This is a genomic window from Mesorhizobium escarrei (genome assembly GCF_935825525.1).
Classification (GTDB): domain Bacteria; phylum Pseudomonadota; class Alphaproteobacteria; order Rhizobiales; family Rhizobiaceae; genus Mesorhizobium; species Mesorhizobium escarrei.
The window spans coordinates 24966-42885 of record NZ_CAKXZT010000146.1 but is presented as its reverse complement, the minus strand read 5'-3'; the positions used below and the strand labels follow the sequence as shown (position 1 = coordinate 42885).

General features: G+C 61.0%; 13 protein-coding genes and 1 pseudogene. 10 read left to right on the top strand and 4 right to left on the bottom strand.

Annotated features, from left to right (window positions below; genetic code table 11):
- The first annotated feature begins 3 nt into the window (after positions 1-3).
- From NMG80_RS25030 to NMG80_RS25015, 4 genes are all read left to right on the top strand, one after another.
- On the top strand, positions 4-978 hold the full coding sequence (locus NMG80_RS25030; RefSeq protein ID WP_254020580.1) for a sialic acid TRAP transporter substrate-binding protein SiaP: 975 nt from the start codon (positions 4-6) through the stop codon (positions 976-978).
- A 78-nt stretch (positions 979-1056) separates the two neighbouring features.
- Positions 1057-1629 (top strand): TRAP transporter small permease, encoded by a 573-nt coding sequence (locus tag NMG80_RS25025; protein ID WP_254020579.1) that lies wholly within the window; start codon positions 1057-1059, stop codon positions 1627-1629.
- Between the two features lie 3 nt (positions 1630-1632).
- Positions 1633-3039, top strand: coding sequence for a TRAP transporter large permease (locus tag NMG80_RS25020; RefSeq protein WP_254020578.1), 1407 nt, complete (start codon positions 1633-1635; stop codon positions 3037-3039).
- Positions 3036-4085, top strand: a complete 1050-nt coding sequence (locus tag NMG80_RS25015; protein WP_254020577.1) for an L-idonate 5-dehydrogenase — start codon at positions 3036-3038, stop codon at positions 4083-4085. Before NMG80_RS25020 ends, NMG80_RS25015 begins: the two co-directional genes overlap by 4 nt.
- A 49-nt stretch (positions 4086-4134) precedes the next feature.
- Here the strand turns inward: NMG80_RS25015 and NMG80_RS25010 are convergent, their stop codons facing one another.
- Positions 4135-6738: a TRAP transporter permease gene (locus NMG80_RS25010; protein ID WP_254020576.1), complete on the bottom strand. Its 2604-nt coding sequence runs from the start codon at positions 6736-6738 to the stop codon at positions 4135-4137.
- A 72-nt stretch (positions 6739-6810) separates the two neighbouring features.
- Entirely contained in the window at positions 6811-7794 is a 984-nt protein-coding gene (locus NMG80_RS25005; protein WP_254020575.1) for a TAXI family TRAP transporter solute-binding subunit, read from the bottom strand.
- Between the two features lie 117 nt (positions 7795-7911).
- Here NMG80_RS25005 and NMG80_RS25000 point away from each other — a divergent pair, with 117 nt between their 5' ends.
- Positions 7912-8784: a MurR/RpiR family transcriptional regulator gene (locus NMG80_RS25000; RefSeq protein ID WP_254020574.1), complete on the top strand. Its 873-nt coding sequence runs from the start codon at positions 7912-7914 to the stop codon at positions 8782-8784.
- Between the two features lie 10 nt (positions 8785-8794).
- Here NMG80_RS25000 and NMG80_RS24995 read toward each other — a convergent pair whose 3' ends face one another.
- The gene (locus NMG80_RS24995) at positions 8795-10117 is read right to left on the bottom strand and encodes an aspartate aminotransferase family protein (protein ID WP_254020573.1); all 1323 of its coding nucleotides are present in this window, start codon (positions 10115-10117) and stop codon (positions 8795-8797) included.
- 94 nt (positions 10118-10211) lie between these two features.
- On the opposite strand from NMG80_RS24995, the gene NMG80_RS24990 reads away from it, so the two are divergent.
- Entirely contained in the window at positions 10212-11069 is an 858-nt protein-coding gene (locus NMG80_RS24990; protein ID WP_254020572.1) for a beta-keto acid cleavage family enzyme, read from the top strand.
- 653 nt (positions 11070-11722) lie between these two features.
- On the opposite strand, the gene NMG80_RS24985 is transcribed toward NMG80_RS24990, so the two are convergent.
- Positions 11723-12409: a N5-glutamine methyltransferase family protein gene (locus NMG80_RS24985; protein WP_254020571.1), complete on the bottom strand. Its 687-nt coding sequence runs from the start codon at positions 12407-12409 to the stop codon at positions 11723-11725.
- 427 nt (positions 12410-12836) lie between these two features.
- On the opposite strand from NMG80_RS24985, the gene NMG80_RS24980 reads away from it, so the two are divergent.
- From NMG80_RS24980 to NMG80_RS24965, 4 genes and pseudogenes are all read left to right on the top strand, one after another.
- Positions 12837-14579, top strand: coding sequence for a type I secretion system permease/ATPase (locus NMG80_RS24980; protein WP_254020570.1), 1743 nt, complete (start codon positions 12837-12839; stop codon positions 14577-14579).
- Between the two features lie 40 nt (positions 14580-14619).
- Positions 14620-15969: an HlyD family type I secretion periplasmic adaptor subunit gene (locus tag NMG80_RS24975; RefSeq protein WP_254020595.1), complete on the top strand. Its 1350-nt coding sequence runs from the start codon at positions 14620-14622 to the stop codon at positions 15967-15969.
- Between the two features lie 542 nt (positions 15970-16511).
- Positions 16512-16638 (top strand): annotated as a pseudogene (locus NMG80_RS24970) (IS5/IS1182 family transposase); the annotation flags it as partial.
- Positions 16639-16734: 96 nt separating this feature from the next.
- On the top strand, positions 16735-17892 hold the full coding sequence (locus tag NMG80_RS24965) for a CapA family protein (RefSeq protein ID WP_254020569.1): 1158 nt from the start codon (positions 16735-16737) through the stop codon (positions 17890-17892).
- Positions 17893-17920 lie beyond the last annotated feature (28 nt).

Sequence of the window (17920 nt, the reverse complement as noted above, 5' to 3'; positions counted from 1 at the left end):
ATGATGTTGAGGAAATACGCTGTTCTGATCGGCACGATCGCCGCTATCACTCTGCCCATGGCTTCGGCCTCTGCACAAACCGCGCTGAAATGGGCCCATGTCTACGAAACCTCCGAACCCTTCCACACGGAGTCCGTGTGGGCGGCGGAAGAGATCAAGAAGCGCACCGATGGCCGCTATACGATCGACGTCTTCCCGGCTTCGCAACTCGGCAAGGAAGCCGACATCAACCAGGGGTTGACCCTCGGCACGGTCGACATCATCATCTCCGGATCGAGCTTCGCCGCCCGCGAATTCCCGCCGATCGGCGTCACTTACTTCCCGTTCACTTTCCGCGACGCGGATCACCTGCTCGCTTACACCAAGAGCGACAAATACAAGGAATTGACCGGCGGCTACGAAGAGGCGTCCGGCCATCACATCACGGCGACCACCTACTACGGCACCCGTCACACGACCTCCAACCGGCCGATCGAGAAATGCGCCGACATGCAGGGCCTGAAGATCCGCGTGCCTGATGTGCCGGCCTATCTCGCCATGCCGCGCGCCTGCGGCGCCAACACCGCGCCGATCGCCTTCGCCGAGGTCTATCTCGCCTTGCAGCAGGGCACGGTGGAAGCGCAGGAAAACCCGCTGACGACGATCGAGGCCAAGAAGTTCTACGAAGTGCAAAAGCATATTATCCTGACTGGGCACATCGTCGATCATCTCAACACGATCGTGTCGCAATCGCGCTGGTCGCAATTGTCGGACGAGGACAAGGCGATCTTCACCGAGGTGATGCAGGAAGCTGCCGCGCGAGCGACGAAGATAATTGTCGATCGCGAGAAAGCCCTGGTTGAAACCTTCAAGGAGCGCGGTCTCACCGTCACCGAAGTCGATCGCGCCGATTTCGAAAAGAACGTGATGGAGAAAGTGACGTTCGAGGAGTTCGGCTACCGCAAGGAGGATTGGGAGGCGATCCGCGCCGTCAAGTAGGCCGCATCAATCCGGGCCCGGCGCAACAAGCGCGTCGGGTCTGTCGAGCCGCTGTCCAACAGTGCCCGGAGCTTGCCGATGACCCAAGAGGTCCACACCCAGGTTACCCCCGAAGAACTGGCGCATGCATTCGAGGAAGAAGCGCCGCCCGTCGATCTGTCGCGATACGCGGTGGAAGACTGGGTCACGCTCGCAGTGTTCTGGGGCATGTCGTTCTGCGTGTTCCTGCAGTTCTTCACGCGCTACGTCATGAACAACAGTTTTGCCTGGACCGAGGAGATTGCCATCAATTGCCTCGTCGTCGTGGTCTTCCTGGGCTCGGTCATGTGCACGCGCACTACGCGCCACATCCACGTCGACGTGCTCTATCACTATCTCCCCGCTGGGGCGGGGCGCTACCTGGCGCTCGCGGTCAATGTGATCACCATTTGCTTCTTCGCCTACATGTCCTGGCTCCTCTGGCGCTATGTCGGGATCGTCCACCGCGAGCGGATGGTCACCATCAACCTGCCGCGCAACGTCGTCTTCTACGCCGTCTTCGCCGGTTTCGTGCTGATGATGCTGCGCGCCATCCAGGTATTCATCGGCAACATCCGCCGTGGCTACTCGGCGCTGGAGCGCCCCGCCGCGTTCGACGGATTGGGGGAATAGGCCATGCTGCTTCTGATCGGAGCCTTTCTCGTCCTGATGCTGGTCGGCGTGCCCGTCGCTGTGTCGATGGCGGTGTCGTCGCTGCTCTATCTCGTCTTCTATGGCGTGGCGCCCGATATCATCGCCGCGCAGCGCATGATCGCCGGTGTCGAGAGCTTTCCGCTGCTTGCCGTGCCGTTCTTCATCTTCGCCGGCAATCTGATGAACATCGCCGGTGTCACCGGGCGGATCTATTCCTTCGCGCTGGCGCTTGTCGGCTGGATGAAGGGCGGCCTCGCCCAGGTGAACATCATCGGATCGGTGGTCTTCGCCGGCATGTCGGGCGCAGCCCTTGCCGATGCTGCCGGCATCGGCACCATCGAGATCAAGGCCATGCGCGACCATGGTTATCCCGTGGAGGCGGCGGTCGGCGTCACCGCAGCCTCCTCGACGCTCGGCCCGATCTTCCCGCCGTCGCTGCCCTTCGTCATCTACGGCATGATGGCCAACGTCTCGATCGGCGCGCTGTTCATGGCCGGCATCCTGCCCGGCGTCGTCATGACGGTGCTGATGATGGTGACGGTCGCGATCTTCGCCCACCGCCGGGGCTGGGGGTCGGACACGCCGTTCAAACTGAACCGGCTCGCCGCCGCCTCGATCGAGGTCGCCGTCGTGTGCTGCTTTCCGCTCGCGGTCTATATCCTTGTCCAGATGGGACTGTCGCTCAATATTGCCGTTGGCATCGCGCTCGTCGTCCTGATCGCCTGCGACTGGTATTTCGATTTCTCCGCCGTCATGGCGCTGATGACGCCGATCATCCTGATCGGCGGCATGACCATGGGCTGGTTCACCCCGACCGAAGCGGCCATGGCCGCCGTCATCTGGTCGTTGTTTCTCGGGCTCGTGCGCTATCGGACGATGACACTCGCAGCCCTGGCCAAGGCCAGTTTCGATACGATCGAGACGACCGCGTCGGTGCTTTTCATCGTCACCGCAGCGTCGATCTTCGCGTGGTTGCTCACGGTCAGCCAGGCGGCGCAGGTCTTCTCGGTCTTCATCACATCGCTGACCGAAAACAAATGGGTGTTCCTGATCCTGGTCAACATCCTGATGCTGGTAGTCGGTTGTTTTCTCGACACGGTCGCCGCTATCACGATCCTTGTGCCGATCCTCCTGCCGATCGTCGTCCTCTACGGCATCGACCCTGTGCATTTCGGTCTGATCATGACGCTCAATCTGATGATCGGTCTGCTCCATCCGCCGCTCGGCATGGTGCTGTTCGTCCTCTCGCGGGTTGCCAAGCTGTCGGTCGAGCGGACGACCATGGCAATTCTGCCCTGGCTCGTGCCGCTGATCGTCGCGCTGATCCTGATCACCTTCATCCCCGCCATCACGCTGTGGCTGCCGACGCAAATGGGGCTGATCCGTTGATCGACAGCGCAATCGCCGCGACGCTGTTCGGCCCTGAGGATCTGCGCGTTATCGAGCATCCGCTCGGCCCCCTCGCGCCGGGAATGGTGCGCGTGCGCTTCGGCGCAGGCGGCATCTGCGGTTCCGACCTGCACTATTTCCGCCATGCGCGGACCGGCGATTTTGTCGTCACGTCGCCGCTCGTGCTCGGCCACGAGGTTGCCGGAGAGATCGTCGAAATCAACGCGGACGCGCCAGGACTTGCCGTCGGTGACCGCGTGGCGGTCAATCCGTCGCGCTGGTGCGGAGAATGCGCGCGATGCGCGGAGGGCCGCGCCAATCTCTGCGAAGACATCTATTTCATGGGCTCGGCGTCGAAAATGCCGCACATGCAAGGCGGTTTTGCCAGCCTGTTCGACGCCACACCGGCGCAATGCATCAAGGTCCCGCCTGATGTCGCCTACCAGGCGGCGGCACTCGCCGAACCGCTCGCCGTCAGCCTGCATGCCGTGGCGCGGGCCGGCGACATCGCCGGGCGCGACGTCATCCTGTTCGGCGCCGGCCCCATCGGGCTCCTGACCATGCTCGCCGCCAGGCTCAAGGGATGTGGCGAGCTCACCGTCGCCGACATTGCAGAGGCGCCGCTCGCCTTTGCCAGCAAACTTGGAGCAAACAGGACGATCGACCTGTCTGGCGGCGACGACGAGCTGAAGGCGCTCGCGGCCGACAAGGCGATCGATGTCGCGTTCGAGATTTCAGGCACCGCAGCCGGTCTCGCCGCGGCGATCGCCAGCGTCCGGCGCGGCGGCACGGTCGTTCAGGTCGGCAATCTTCCGGGTGGTCAGATTCCGGTGCCGGCCAATGCGGTGATGGCCAAGGAAATCAATCTGAACGGCACGTTTCGTTTCGGCGCGGAATTCAACAAGGCGGTCGATCTCATCGTCGGCGGGGAGATAGACGTCCTGAAGCTGGTGTCCGCCGAACGCCCCCTCGCCTCGGCCCGCGATGCCTTTCGCCTGGCCGCCGACCGCTCGCAGAGCGTCAAGGTGGTGCTGATCGCCGACTGAGGAGTTTTTCCCCGGGGGCTGTCAGCAGCTGTTATCAACCACTCCAGACTCAGCGCGCTGGCCCGGCTTCCCTCCTGTCCGCCTGCTTGCGCGCCCGCGCAAACTGCAGCCCGGCGACGCCAGCGGTTGCAGCGAGCGCCAGGCCGATCGGAATGAGGCTCGAGGGCTGGTCGGCCTTTCTGAGCACAGCCACGACGTCATATCCGACATCCAGCCCGATGCGCTTGGCGTAGGATCCGAAATCGACATTGCTGATCATCAGCGCGTCGCCCGCTTGCGTGATGGTAAGTCCAATGCCGCGCAGCCGCTCTAGCGGCTCGCCCGGCGCCCCGAGAGGTACGTTGACCGTCTTGCGCACATCTTCGCCCATGAGGTCGACGCCCTCGACGACGAAATTGATGCGGCCATCGGCCGGCGTGCGCGCCACCGCCGACAGGAACTCGCTTGCCGGCAGTTCCTCGTAAGGCGGCGACACCTGGTTGAGCCACCAGTCCGGCCGAAACAGCGTGAAGCAGATGAGCAGCAGCGCCGCACTTTCCCAGAGACGGCTTTTGGTCACGAACCAGTTCATCGTCGCGGCCGAAAACAGCAATATTGCAATCAGCGACACGGTCGCCACCCAGATCGTCTGGGGCCAACTGTCGACTCCGATCAGCAGGATCGCCGGATTGAAGATGAAGACGAACGGCAGGATCGCCGTACGCAGCGAATAGAGCGCGCCCTGGAAGCCGGTGGCGATAGGATCTTCCTTGGAAATCGCCGCCGCCGCGAACGCTGCCAGCCCAACGGGCGGGGTGATGTCGGCCATGATGCCGAAGTAGAAGACGAACAGGTGGACCGCGATCAGCGGGATCGGCAGTCCGGCCTGCGCGCCGAGATCGACTACGACCGGGGCCATCAGCGTGGCGACCAGAATGTAGTTTGCGGTGGTCGGGATGCCCATGCCGAGCACAAGGCTGATCGCGGCGATCAGGATCAGCATCAGGATGACGTTGCCGCCGGAGATGAACTCGACGAGTTCCGTCATCATCAGGCCGAGACCCGTCAGCGTGATCGTACCGACGACGATGCCGGCGGTGGCCGTGGCGATACCGATGCCGATCATGTTGCGGGCGCCGAGCGCCAGCCCGTCAATTAGGTCGTCCCAGGCAGCCCGCACTGAGGCGGCGAGGTTTTCGTTGCGGAACACCGCCATCAGCGGCTTGCGGGTGGCGACAATACCGAGGATTGAAACAGTCGCCCAGAACGCCGAGAGGCCGGGTGACATCTGCTCGACCATCAGGCACCACAGAAGCACCGCGATCGGGATGAGGAAATCGAGCCCGGTCCGCGTGACGTCCCAGGCGCGCGGCAGTTCCAGGATTGGCGCATTCGGATCGTCAAGTGCGAGATCCGGATAGCGCGAGGAATACCAAACCGAGGCGACGTAGAGAGCGACGCCGGCGAGCGCGAGCACCGGCGGCGCGGTCCCGCCGAAGACAGCCTGGATAACAACGATGCCGTAATAGACGATACAGACGGCGAGAATGCTGCCCGACAGCCCGAGCCCCATCCGCAGCATCCGTTCTCTTGCCGGCGTCGGACGCTGCGGGATTGTCTTCAGGCCCATCTTTATCGCTTCGAGATGAACCATGTAGAGCAGCGCGATATAAGAGAAGACCGCCGGCAGCAGCGCGTGCTTGACGATCTCCGAATAGGGAATGCCGACATATTCGACCATCAGGAAGGCGGCCGCGCCCATGACCGGCGGCATGATCTGGCCGTTGATCGAGGCTGAAGCCTCGATGGCGCCAGCCTTGACGCCGGAAAGGCCGGTGCGCTTCATCAACGGTATGGTGAAGATGCCGCCTGAAACCACGTTGGAGACGGACGAGCCGGACACGACGCCGTTGAGGGCCGATGAGACCACCGCGACTTTCGCCGGACCGCCGCGCAGATGGCCGAGCAGCGCGATGGAGATCTGCATCATCCAGTTGCCGGCGCCTGCCTTTTCCAGAAGCGTGCCGAACAGGACGAACAGAAAGACGAAGCTCGTCGACACGCCAAGCGCAATCCCGAAGACGCCTTCGGTGGTCAGCCATTGATGGTTGAGAAACTTGGTGAGCGATGCGCCGCGATGCTGAATCACGTCCGGCATATACTGGCCAGCAAAGGTGTAGAAGATGAAGACACACGCCACGACCACCATCGGTAGGCCGAGCGCACGGCGCGTCGCCTCGAGCAGCAACAGGATGCCAACGGTGCCGGTCACCAGATCGAGCGTGGTCGGCTGGCCCGGCCGTCCGGAAAGCGCGACGTAAAACAGAAAGAGGTAGGCGCCGGCAAATCCCCCGACCACGGCCAGCACCCAGTCGAGCAGCGGCACGCGGTCGCGAGGCGAGGATCTTAGCGCCGGATAAGCGAGAAAGGTCAAGAACAGCGCAAAGCCAAGATGGATGGCGCGCGCTTCCGTGTCGTTGAGGATGCCGAAGCCGAACACGAACGGCAAAGGCGAAGCGTACCAGAGCTGGAAAAGCGACCACGCGACTGCAACCCAGAGTAGAATGCGCCCGACCGTTCCAGCCGGATGCCGGCCACCCGTGTCGGCTTCCGCGACAAGTTGTTCGAGCTCTTCGAGATCGACGCCGGCCGGTTGTGCCTTCACTTCGCTCATGACGTCGTCTCCTGTTGCGGATGGCCCCGGCGGATCAGCTGGACCCGCCGGACCGTCGTCAGGTCACGAAGCCTACTTCAACCAGCCCTTCTCCTTGAAGTATTTTTCAGCTCCCGGATGCAGCGGCGCGGAATTTCCTTCCGCAACCATCTTGGCAGGATCGAGATTGGCGAAGGCCGGATGCAGCGACTTGAACTCGTCGAAATTCTCGAACACCGCCCTGGTCAATTGATAGACGCTCTCATCGGGAACCTTGGCCGAAGTCACGAGCGTGGCGAGCACGCCGAAAGTCCCGGTATCGTCGGGATTGTTTGCGTAAAGGCCGCCTGGGATGATCGCCTTGGCGTAGTAAGGATTCTCGGCGACGAGCTTGTCCACGACTTCTCCAGTCAACGGCACCAGCTTGGCGGCGCAGGTGGTCGTCGGATCCTGGATGTTCGCGGAGGGATGGCCGACGCCGTAGAAGAACCCGTCGATCTTGCCGTCGCAGAGCGCCGGGCCGTGCTCGTCAGCCTTCAACTCCGATGCGAGCGAAAAGTCGGCCAACGTCCAGCCCATCGCACCGAGCAGACGTTCCATGGAAGCGCGTGTCCCGGAACCGGGATTGCCGACGTTGAAACGCTTGCCCCTGAAGTCCTCGAATTTCGTTACCCCGGCATTGGGATGTGCCAGCACCGTGAACGGCTCCGGATGGATCGAGAAAACCGCGCGCAGGTCGGTATGGGCGCCACCGTCCTTAAATGATTCCAGACCCTTGTAGGCGTTGTACTGGACGTCGGACTGCGCCATGCCGAAGTCGAGTTCGCCTTCCTTGATCGTGTTCACGTTGAATGCCGATCCGCCGGTCGATTCGACCGAGCAGCGGATGCCGTGTGTCTTGCGATCCTTGTTGAGCAACCGGCAGATAGCGCCGCCGGCGGCATAGTAGACGCCGGTGACGCCACCGGTCCCGATGGTAACAAAATTCTGCTGCGCCATTGCGCTGGCCGAAAACAGCAGCGCCGCCGACAAGGCGGCAATCTGCGCTCCGAGGCGTGCAGTCCGGGCATGTTTCATCTGGTTCTCCCTTGGTACTTTGCGTGCCGTCGCGGCCGTCCTCTGTTTTGGTGTCAAGGCACGTCGATGCATGCTACAATTGTTGCGCTTTATCAATCAAGGGATATGCTTGTTACAATGGACAGTGGGGAGATGGGTTTCGACGCGCTTCTGGCGCGCATACTGACCGAACTCCCCGAATTGAGCTCGGAACTGCGCAAGGCGGCGCGATTCCTGGTCGATCATCCCGACGAGGTGGCGCTGGTTTCCATGCGGGTGCTGGCCTCGCGATCAGAGGTGACACCGACGACCTTCGTGCGACTGGCGCGGCGGCTGGGCTTCGGCGACTGGGCGGCGCTGCGCAAGCCGTTCGAGGACCGGCTGCGCTCCGGCAAAGCGCTTTTCGCCGCAAGGGCCGATGCGCTTGTCAAACGCAGGTCGGAGGCGATCTTCGCCGAATCGCTGAGGACGACGGTGGCCAATCTGGCGGCGGCCGAAGCGGTCAACGGCAGCGAAGAAATCGCAAGGGCCTGCGCGATACTGGAGAAGGCTCAGCGCATACGTGTCGCCGGGTTCCGAAGCTGCCGCGCGCCCGCCCACGCGCTCGTCTATCTCTGCCGGATGTTTCGGCGCGAGATCACGCTGCTCGGCGGCGACGGCGGTGCGATCGAGGCGGAACTCGCAGCACTTGGGAAGAGGGAAGCGGTCGTCGCGATCGGCTTTTCGCCCTATTCGCGTGAACTCGGGCCCGTGGTGGAGGCTGCGCAACGACACAGCGTTCCGATTGTCGCTATCGTCGACAGCATGGCCGCTCCGATCGCGCGGCATGCGCAGGTTGTCTTGCGATTCTCTACCGACAGCCCGTCCTTCTTCCCGTCGGTAGCCGCAGCCATGGCTATCGTGGAAGCGCTGGCCGCAACGATGCTGGCGCGCAGCGGGCCAGCTGCGGCGGCTCGTGTCAGGGAGACGGAACTGGAGTTGCAGGCGTTCGGCGCCTATCTGCCGGAATGAAGACCGCTGGCTATGCCACCGCAGCGTCTATCGCGTCGCCAAGCCGTTCAACAACTGCGTCGACTGCCGCGGCGTCTATGATGAAGGGCGGCGCCAGCAACACATGATCGCCGCGCACGCCGTCGATCGTTCCCCCTGCGGGATAGACTAGCAGTCCGCGCGCCATCGCCTCGCGCTTGATCTTCGCATTGAGCTTCCGCTTCGGTTCGAAGGGCGCCTTGGTAGAGCGATCCTCGACCAGCTCTACACCCATGAAAAGGCCGCGCCCGCGAATTTCGCCGATATGGGCATGTTTGCCGAACCGTTCGCCCAGTCGCCGCGAAAGATGCGCTCCCATCGCCCGGACATTGGCGAGCAGATCGTCGCGAGCAATCACCTCCTGGACGGCGAGCGCCGCCGCGCAGGCCATCGGATGGCACATATAGGTGTGGCCGTGCTGGAAGAAGCCGGAGCCTTCGGCGAAAGCGTCGAAGATGCGGCGCGAAAGCAGCACCGCACCGATGGGTTGGTAGCCGCCGCCGAGGCCTTTGGCGATCGTCATCAGGTCGGGCGCGACGCCGTCCTGCTCGCAGGCGTGCAGCGTGCCGGTGCGGCCCATGCCGCACATCACCTCGTCGAGGATGAGGAGCACACCGTAGCGGTCGCAGATTTCACGGACACGGCTGAAGTAACCGGGAACGGCGGGCACCGCTCCTGCTGTCGCGCCGACCACAGGTTCCGCGACGAAGGCCATGACAGTGTCCGGACCGAGTTGGAGAATTTTATCTTCGAGCGCCTGGGCGGCCCGCAGTCCGTAGGCCGCCTCGCTCTCACCGGCTTTCTGATAGCGGTAGGCATAGCATGGGTCGATGTGATGCGTGTCGATCAGCAAAGGGCGGAATTGGGCACGGCGCCACTCATTGCCCCCGGCAGCGAGAGCGCCGAGCGTGTTGCCGTGATAGCTCTGGCGGCGGGCGATGACGTTTCGCCGCTCTGGCTTGCCGGTCTCGACGAAAAACTGGCGGGCCATCTTGATCGCCGCCTCCACCGCTTCGGAGCCGCCGGACACGAAGTAGGCGTGGCTAATACCTTGTGGCGCGCCAGCGACGAGCTTGTCGGCCAATGTCTCGGCCGGCTCATTGGTGAAGAAGCTGGTGTGGGCATAGGCGAGCTTGTCGGCCTGCGCGTGGAGCGCGGCCGTCACCTCGGGATGGCCGTGGCCGAGGCAGGAAACCGCCGCGCCGCCTGACGCATCGATATAGGCGCGGCCATTGCGGTCGAAGAGTTCGATGCCCTTGCCGCCAGCCGCGACGGGCAGGCTCGCATGGATCTGGCGATGCAGGATGTGTGTCATGCCTTCCCCGATTGACGATGGCGCGATTTGCAGCGAACCTATCATGCAACATATGTTACATACTGCGCAATACTGAAACAATTGGACTGAGCTTATGACCGTCAACAGGGACGCCACCGGCCCCGGACTTGTCGCACCGACGGCAATTGCCGTTGCGCCGAATGGTGGACGGCGTGGCAAGCAAGACCACCCTGCCCTGCCGATCGGCCCCCAGGAGCTGGCCCGGACTGCCGCCGCCTGCCTCGAGGCGGGCGCCGCCATGATCCATACGCATGTCCGCGACCGCGACGGCGGCCATTTGCTCGACGCGCACGCTTATCGCGAGACGACGAAAGCGATACGTGATGCGGTGGGCGAGCGGCTGATCATCCAGATCACCAGCGAAGCGGTCGACCGCTACCAGCCGGCCGAGCAGATGGCGGTGGTGCGCGCTGCCCGCCCTGAGGCGGTTTCGCTGGCGCTGCGCGAATTGGTGCCGGACGCTGCCCATGAGACCGCTTTCGCGCAGTTCCTGTCGTGGTTGAAGAGCGAGCGGATCGCCCCTCAGATGATCCTTTACGCGCCCGAAGAGGCGTCGGCCCTAGCCGCCATGCAGCAGCGCGGGCTGGTGCCTTTCGATGACATCCCGGTGCTCTATGTGCTCGGCCGCTACACGCCGGGACAGGTTTCGCGACCGGCCGATCTGCTTCCCTTCCTTGCGCATGACCGCCCGCGCTTCGCGCACTGGATGGTCTGCGCCTTCGGTCGGCAAGAAACCGCTTGCGTTACGGCCGGTGCGCTGCTGGGCGGTCATCCCCGCGTCGGCTTCGAGAACAATTTCACCCTGGCCGACGGCACAACTGCCAAGGACAATGCCGCGCTCGTAACAGCGACTAAAGGCGCTCTGACTGCTTGCGGCGTCAGGATCGCCCAGGCCAACGACCTGCGCGCCGCTTGGTCGATCCAGGGCTAACCCTCGCCCGCGCGCCTTGGAACGGGCTTCCTTTCTCATCAAATGCGGCGGCAATATCCGAAACCTAAGCGACCTGTAAGCGGCTTGCGTCAATACCCCCACCCAACAAATGAGCTTGGGCGGCGAGGTTTCATATGTAGAACCTCCGTATTTTACTGAGCCGTAGCCGCCGTTCTCGGACCGGCCGGGCAGAGGCCTCCTCGGTTCGTCACATTTGTCGAAAATCCTTTTGCTACGCTGCAACCGAACCCTTTGGCTGACGTTAGCTTACAATGGGCGGTGGGAAGGCCTTTATGCAGACGTACCTCGTCGAACAAATGGAGGGTGATGACGTGATTACGGTGCGTGTCGTCAACGCGCCGAGCCCTTTCAAAGCCGCCGCCATGTCGACAGATCGACACGTTACGCTCCGGACATGGGAAAAGGATTGGATCCGAGTAACCGACGAGAACCGGGGACATATCTTTGCGTACAGCTTTGTCTCCGACGCAAACCCAGACACCAGCGGGCTTGTAATAGCACCGAACAAATCAAGAAAAGCCCAAAAGGCTGATCAGGGACGCGAGTAAGCGCCACTATTTTGCTTTTTGCTGGAGCGCGCCTGAACCGTGAACACCGCGAATTTGAGCCAGCAGTTGCGGCATGGCTGACGCTCAGGGCGTGGTATGTCCCAAAACCACCCTTCCCTCGCCGGCTTCGTTCGTGACCGCCCGGATCCCCTCGAAGGACTTGGAGCGCTCGAGCAAGCGCATGACCTGCCGGTTCTGGCCGAGACCGACCTCGAAGAGCAGGATGCCTCCGCGCCGCAAGTAGCGCGGCGCGTCCTTGATCACCCGCATATGGATGCTCAGGCCGTAGGGGCCGGCTGCAAACGCTTCACGCGGCTCGAGCTCGGTCAGATGCGCGCGGTCGCCATCGAGCCGCTTTTCCGAAATGTAAGGCGGGTTGCAGACGATCACGTCGATCGTGTTATCGAGCTCCAGGCCCAAGAAAGCACCGAACAAGTCACCCCTCAGCACCGACACGCGATCTGCCATGTTGTGATGGGCGACGTTGCGGCGCGCGACCTCGACGCATCCATCGGTGAGATCGCTCGCCCAGACCTGCGCGGCAGGAGCGTAATGCGCGATGGCGCAGGCCAGATTGCCGGCCCCGCAGCACATGTCGACAACGCGCGGCGCCGACAGGTCCATTCGCCGCAGAACATCAAGTGCTGTCGTGCCGAGCAACTCCGTCTCCGGCCGGGGAACGAGCGCACCGGGCGCGATAAGCAACTCCAGCCCCATGAAGATGATGCGGCCTTTGCGGTAGGCCTCGGCGACACTGATCTCTTCGCTCACGACAGCCCCCTTCCGTCTTGCCGGTCGCGGTGCCCGACAATTGAGTACCAAATAAGTGTATCTCGAATTCATTGAATTCTCGATGGACAAATTGAAAAACACTTGCCGCCATAGGCTTTGAAGACATGATGCAACAAAAGGTGATCGCAAGCCTCTGATCTGTCACCTGATTGGGAATATTGTCTCATCATTGAGGAATATGTGGTTCCCCACCCTGGTTATCCCCAGCCTTGCAGAGCCAATTCGCGAATTCTCGGTCTGGCGTCACGATTTTGCTACATTTTAATCAAAAGGCACATACGTAAGCAAAACGTAATGTTTCAGTAGCTAACGGAAAGCAGCCGTTTTCCGCAAGGCAAGAGGGTTTACCCATCATCGACATGACCAACACGTTCGCGCGGCAATCTCGCACGAAAGATCGCCAATCATGAAGTCAGCGCAAGGGCGCTCGCCCGAATTACGTTCCGCTTTGTTCGGCTCAATGCACGGACTGGTTGGCGTCGGCGTTTTCTCGGCAGTGATAAACGTTCTCGCCTTGACCGGCTCCGTCTACATGCTCCAGATCTACGATCGCGTGCTGCCTTCGCAGAGCATTCCGACACTTGTCGGATTTACGATCGGGATGCTTGGCGTCTACGCCGTCTATGGGCTCCTCGATTTCGTCAGGCTTCGCCTGTTGGTCCGCATTGGCAGCCGCCTGCACAGAGATCTGCAGCAAAAGGCGTTCGCTGCCTCGCTTTCCCTGCCGCTTACTGGTGGGCAGGATTCGAACCGGGTGCAGCCACTTCGCGATCTGGACCAGTTGCGCGGCTTTCTTTCCGGACTGGGACCGACAGTCGTCTTCGACGCTCCCTGGATACCGTTTTATATGGTGGTCATCTATCTGCTGCACCCTTCGCTTGGTGTGTTGGCGACCGTAGGTGCGGCCACTGTCGTACTTTTGACCGTAGTCGCGGAAGTCGTCGCCCGCAAACCCGCCGCGCGTGCATCTGAAACGCTTGTGGCACAGCGGCTTCTTGCCGATTCCGGCCGCCGCAACGCAGAGGTCGTTCAGGCGATGGGCCTTTCCGCCCAGCTCGGTCGGCGCTGGAATGAGATCAGCCATCTTTACCTCAGGAACCAGGAGCAGCTCTCCGATGTCGTTGGCGCAGCGAGTTCCTTGTCGAAAACACTCCGAATGGCCCTGCAATCGTCCGTACTGGGGCTTGGTGCCTACCTTGTGATCGGCGGCGAGGCTTCGCCCGGCGTGATCATCGCGTCGTCCATATTGCTGGGCCGCTCATTGGCGCCGGTCGATGTGGCGATCGCAAACTGGAGAGGGTTTCTGGCCACTCGGCGAAGCTATTCCGCCCTGGCGTCAGCGTTGGACGCTTTCGGTGCCCAGAAAAACCCTATGGAGCTGCCGCGCCCACAGACACAGCTTGTGGTCGAGGAACTGACGGTCGCGCCACCAAGTCAGCGGAAGCCAACGGTCGTCAATGTAAGCTTCCGCCTGTCGAGAGGTGCCGGCTTGGCGATCGTCGGCCCGAGCGGCTCTGGCAAGACGACGCTCGTGCGCGCTTTGGTCGGGGCATGGAAACCGCTTCGGGGCGCGGTTAGATTGGACGGCGCCTCGCTCGATCAATGGAATTCGGAGCTGCTCGGCACTCATATTGGCTACCTGCCGCAGGATGTTGAACTGTTCGACGGAACGATCGCAGACAACATTTCAAGGTTCGGCGACAAGAGTGACGCAAAAGGCGTGCTGGCAGCCGCCAAGGCTGCGGGCGTGGACAAGATGATCATGCGTCTGCCGGAAGGTTTCCAAACGCGCATCGGTGAAGGCGGAGCGGCCCTGTCGGCCGGGCAGCGGCAGCTCGTCGGGCTCGCCAGGGCGCTTTATGGTGACCCATTCCTTGTCGTTCTCGATGAACCAAATTCCAATCTGGATGCAGACGGCGATGTTGCCTTGGGCGGGGCAATCCTGGCAGTGCGCGAACGCGGTGGTATCGCGATCGTTGTCGCACATCGTCCGTCCGGTCTCGTCAACATCGACCAGGTGCTCGTCATGTCGAACGGCATGCTCCATTCATTTGGCTCGCGCGAAGACGTTCTGGCAAATGTGATCCGGCCCTTCCCGCGGCCAAATAGTGTCGTCCCGCTGCAGCAAGGTGCAAGCGGCCATGCGTGAGGTGTTGCTACGTGTCTTGAGGTCTTGCTCCTTGTCTGACGTGACGCTGTCATCATTTGCTCCGGTCGCCGGCGGAAGCCAGTGGATCGGGACGAATCCAATCGAAGAGCCGGATGGTATCAGGGCCAATTTGATCCTTGGCCTGGCGACCACCTTCCTGTTGATCTTCGGCGGAGGGCTCTGGCTGGGGTTGACCAAGATTGCCGGCGCGGTGATTGCGCCCGCCACCGTGGTGGTCGAAAGCAACATAAAGAAAGTCCAGCATCAAACCGGCGGCACCGTCGGCGGCATCTTCGCCAAGAACGGAGACCATGTGCGTGCCGGCGATGTGTTGGTCAGGCTGAACGACACGTTGACACGAGCAAACCTGCAGATAGTCAGCGAGGATCTCGAGCGCGCCACCATTCGTCTGGCGCGGCTGGAGGCCGAGCGTCAGGGCCTGCCGGAAATGAAACTTCCACCCAGCGTTCGGGTCCGGATGGACGACCCGCAACTGGCGGCACTTGTCAGTGGCGAACGCGCCGTGTTCGAAAGCCGCGCCGCGGCGCTGGCTGGCCAGAAGGCACAATTGAAAAGCCGCTCGAAGCAATTGGAACGTCAGATCGATGGCCTCAAAGCGCAGCAGGCGGCGATGGACGAGTCCCTGGATTTGCTGACGCGGAACCTTGCCGACGTCGAGTCCCTCTACGCGCAGAAGTTGGTCTCCAAAGAGAGGCTGAGCACTATCAGCTTGGAGAAGAGCCGGACTCACGGCGAGTTAGGACGCCTTATCGCAGCAATCGCGGAGGTCCAGGCTCGTATCAGTGAAACTGACCTGCAGGTGCTTCAACTCGACGAGCAAATGCGCAGCGAGGTAACGACTGAACTTCGCGAAACGGAAGCCAAACAGACCGAACTCAATGAGCGCAAGGTCGTCGCGGAAGACGAACTCGCCAGGACAGATATCCGCGCCCCACAGTCGGGAACAGTACAAGAATCCGCGATCCACACCATCGAAGGCGTGGTTGCTCCCGGAGAAGTGCTCATGATGATTGTGCCCGATGCCGACAACCTGGTCGTGGATGCGCTCGTTCCTCCAGAGCGTATCGATGATGTACGTCCTGGACAGCGGGTTTCAATCCGCTTTCCGGCGTTCGACGCAGGGACGACACCTGTTTGCGAAGGCTCGGTCCACCACATCTCTGCAGATCTGATTAAAGATGAGAAAAGTCAGCTCTCGTACTTTTCGGCACGCATCAACGTCGAAAATGCAACGACCTGCCTGACGGGTGCGAAAATACTCAAACCCGGCATGCCCGCCGAAGTTCACATACGCACCGACGAGCGCAATGTCTGGTCCTATTTGCTGAAACCCTTTACCGACCAGATTTCCAGAGCTTTCAAAGAGTGACGCAATCGGCAAGTCTCTCGGATCGCCGCGCGATCGGACCGCTGCTGAACCTTACCTCTTGTGTCACCCGGTGACACTTCGGTGTCTTGTCCGGCCGGCTGTCTGCGCCATTCCTCGCCGACCTTGCGGATGATCGTGACCTGAGCCTGGAAGGTTTCGCCGGCCACTGGCAGTGGCTTGGCGGACGCCACGTCGGCTGCATCTTCTGGCTGGCGGCGCGAAGTCTTGCAGTGATGTCGGCAAGGCGCACATTGGTGTCCTTCAGCTCGGTCAAAAGAGCCATCCTTCTCAGCTTGTCATCGCGCTCGTGCTGCTGACAAAATCATCCTGCTGGCGTCAGTGTCCTCGTGAGTCACCGACGTTTCGAGCGCCCGGCTGAAAGAGAGAATCACACCGCGCCGGATATCGGCGAGTCTGTCGTTGGTCAGATCGCCTGCTTACTTTCGTTATTCGCGCCAGTTCTTCCTCGTCCGCTTTCACTGCCTCGGCTTCGGCCTTCTCGCGCTTGAGCCGGACCTCGCAAGTTTCGCGGACGACGATGCGCCTTCGGATGGATGACGCGCTGGCGACGGCTCGGGCGCGGCTATGAACAGCGCATCGACGTCTCCCACGCCATGATCCTCGTCGCCATTGGGTGGGAACATGATCCGACGAAATGCCCATCCCTGATTCTCAAAACGGACTCTTAAAGTATTGCTCGTTACGTCAGGAAGGTCCAAGTATTATCCATAGGACCCCATAGCTGACGATATAGGCTAACCCAGGATGATCAAAATCAATGTACTCGGCGATCTCGTGCTGACGGACCCCATCAACGAGCTTGCAAGACAGCCCGGTTCGCCGGCCATCTTTTCTTGCTCCACAAGAAGATTTTTGAGCGCGGCAGACCTGAATATCTTCAATCTCGAGTCACCAATAACTTCTAAAAAGACGAGCGAAAAGAAGGTGGGGCCCGCGCTCAGGGGGAATAAGGATCTCCTGCCCTCTATAGCTCAGAGCGGATTGGCCGTGGCAACACTCGCTAATAATCACATGATGGATTTCGGCATCTCCGGACTTGAGGACACATTAAATGCCCTCGATGAAAACAATATCGAGCATCTGGGTGCTGGAATGAAAGGGGCAGAAGCACCTCACCGGCTTCGCTACATCGCGCAAGGGACTTCTGCTTCGTTCATCAATGTCGCGGAGCAAGAATTTGGCGTCGTTGAGGCGGGGCGTGTGGGTGTTATAAAAGAAGATATCGCATCAATGTATTACTGGATAATAGAGGAAAAGACCGTTTCTGACTTCGTAATCGTTATCATTCACGGAGGTGCCGAATATTTTCCGCTACCTTCTCCGGAACGAATTCAAAGAGCCCGCCTCTATGCTGATTTTGGCGCAGATGCTGTTATCTATCACCATACGCACGTGATAAGCGCATACGAGAGCTACAAGAGCAAACCAATATTCTATGGGCTTGGAAACTTCCTTTTCTATTGGCCCAACAAGGGAGCCGATTGGAATACAGGAATGGCTGCATCGCTCGTTCTAGACGTCGAACATAAACGAATCATAGGTGAGCCGCTTGTCCACCGGTACTCGCCTGATGATGGTGTTCGCATACTTTCCAAGCAAGAAGCTCAACGTGAATTCTCCTGTCTCGATAATCTTAACATGGCTCTCGCAGATTCATCTCATCTGGGCAGGCTTTGGGAGGAATTCTGTCTCCAGCAACGACACAGTTACTTGCGGCTGAACAACTTGATCTCGGAGTTTCAAGAGGGGATGGCTCAGCGCGGCGTTTGGCCGATTCCTATGTTCCCCAGCAAATCGCTGCTAGGTGGGCTAAACGCGTTGAGGTGCGTTTCGCATCGTGAAGCTTCGGTGACTGTGCTTGAAGCCGAGGCTAAGCGGCGCTTCGATACATTCATCACTTGACACCCGTCAGACTTGAAACGACTTGCGG

What these genes read in the sequence shown, in the direction of transcription:
- NMG80_RS25030 (WP_254020580.1), top strand. Translation starts at nt 4, where the DNA reads ATGTTGAGGAAATACGCTGTTCTGATCGGCACGATCGCCGCTATCACT.
- NMG80_RS25025 (WP_254020579.1), top strand. Translation starts at nt 1,057, where the DNA reads ATGACCCAAGAGGTCCACACCCAGGTTACCCCCGAAGAACTGGCGCAT.
- NMG80_RS25020 (WP_254020578.1), top strand. Translation starts at nt 1,633, where the DNA reads ATGCTGCTTCTGATCGGAGCCTTTCTCGTCCTGATGCTGGTCGGCGTG.
- NMG80_RS25010 (WP_254020576.1), bottom strand. Translation starts at nt 6,738, where the DNA reads ATGAGCGAAGTGAAGGCACAACCGGCCGGCGTCGATCTCGAAGAGCTC.
- NMG80_RS25005 (WP_254020575.1), bottom strand. Translation starts at nt 7,794, where the DNA reads ATGAAACATGCCCGGACTGCACGCCTCGGAGCGCAGATTGCCGCCTTG.
- NMG80_RS25000 (WP_254020574.1), top strand. Translation starts at nt 7,912, where the DNA reads ATGGACAGTGGGGAGATGGGTTTCGACGCGCTTCTGGCGCGCATACTG.
- NMG80_RS24995 (WP_254020573.1), bottom strand. Translation starts at nt 10,117, where the DNA reads ATGACACACATCCTGCATCGCCAGATCCATGCGAGCCTGCCCGTCGCG.
- NMG80_RS24990 (WP_254020572.1), top strand. Translation starts at nt 10,212, where the DNA reads ATGACCGTCAACAGGGACGCCACCGGCCCCGGACTTGTCGCACCGACG.
- NMG80_RS24980 (WP_254020570.1), top strand. Translation starts at nt 12,837, where the DNA reads ATGAAGTCAGCGCAAGGGCGCTCGCCCGAATTACGTTCCGCTTTGTTC.
- NMG80_RS24965 (WP_254020569.1), top strand. Translation starts at nt 16,735, where the DNA reads ATGATCAAAATCAATGTACTCGGCGATCTCGTGCTGACGGACCCCATC.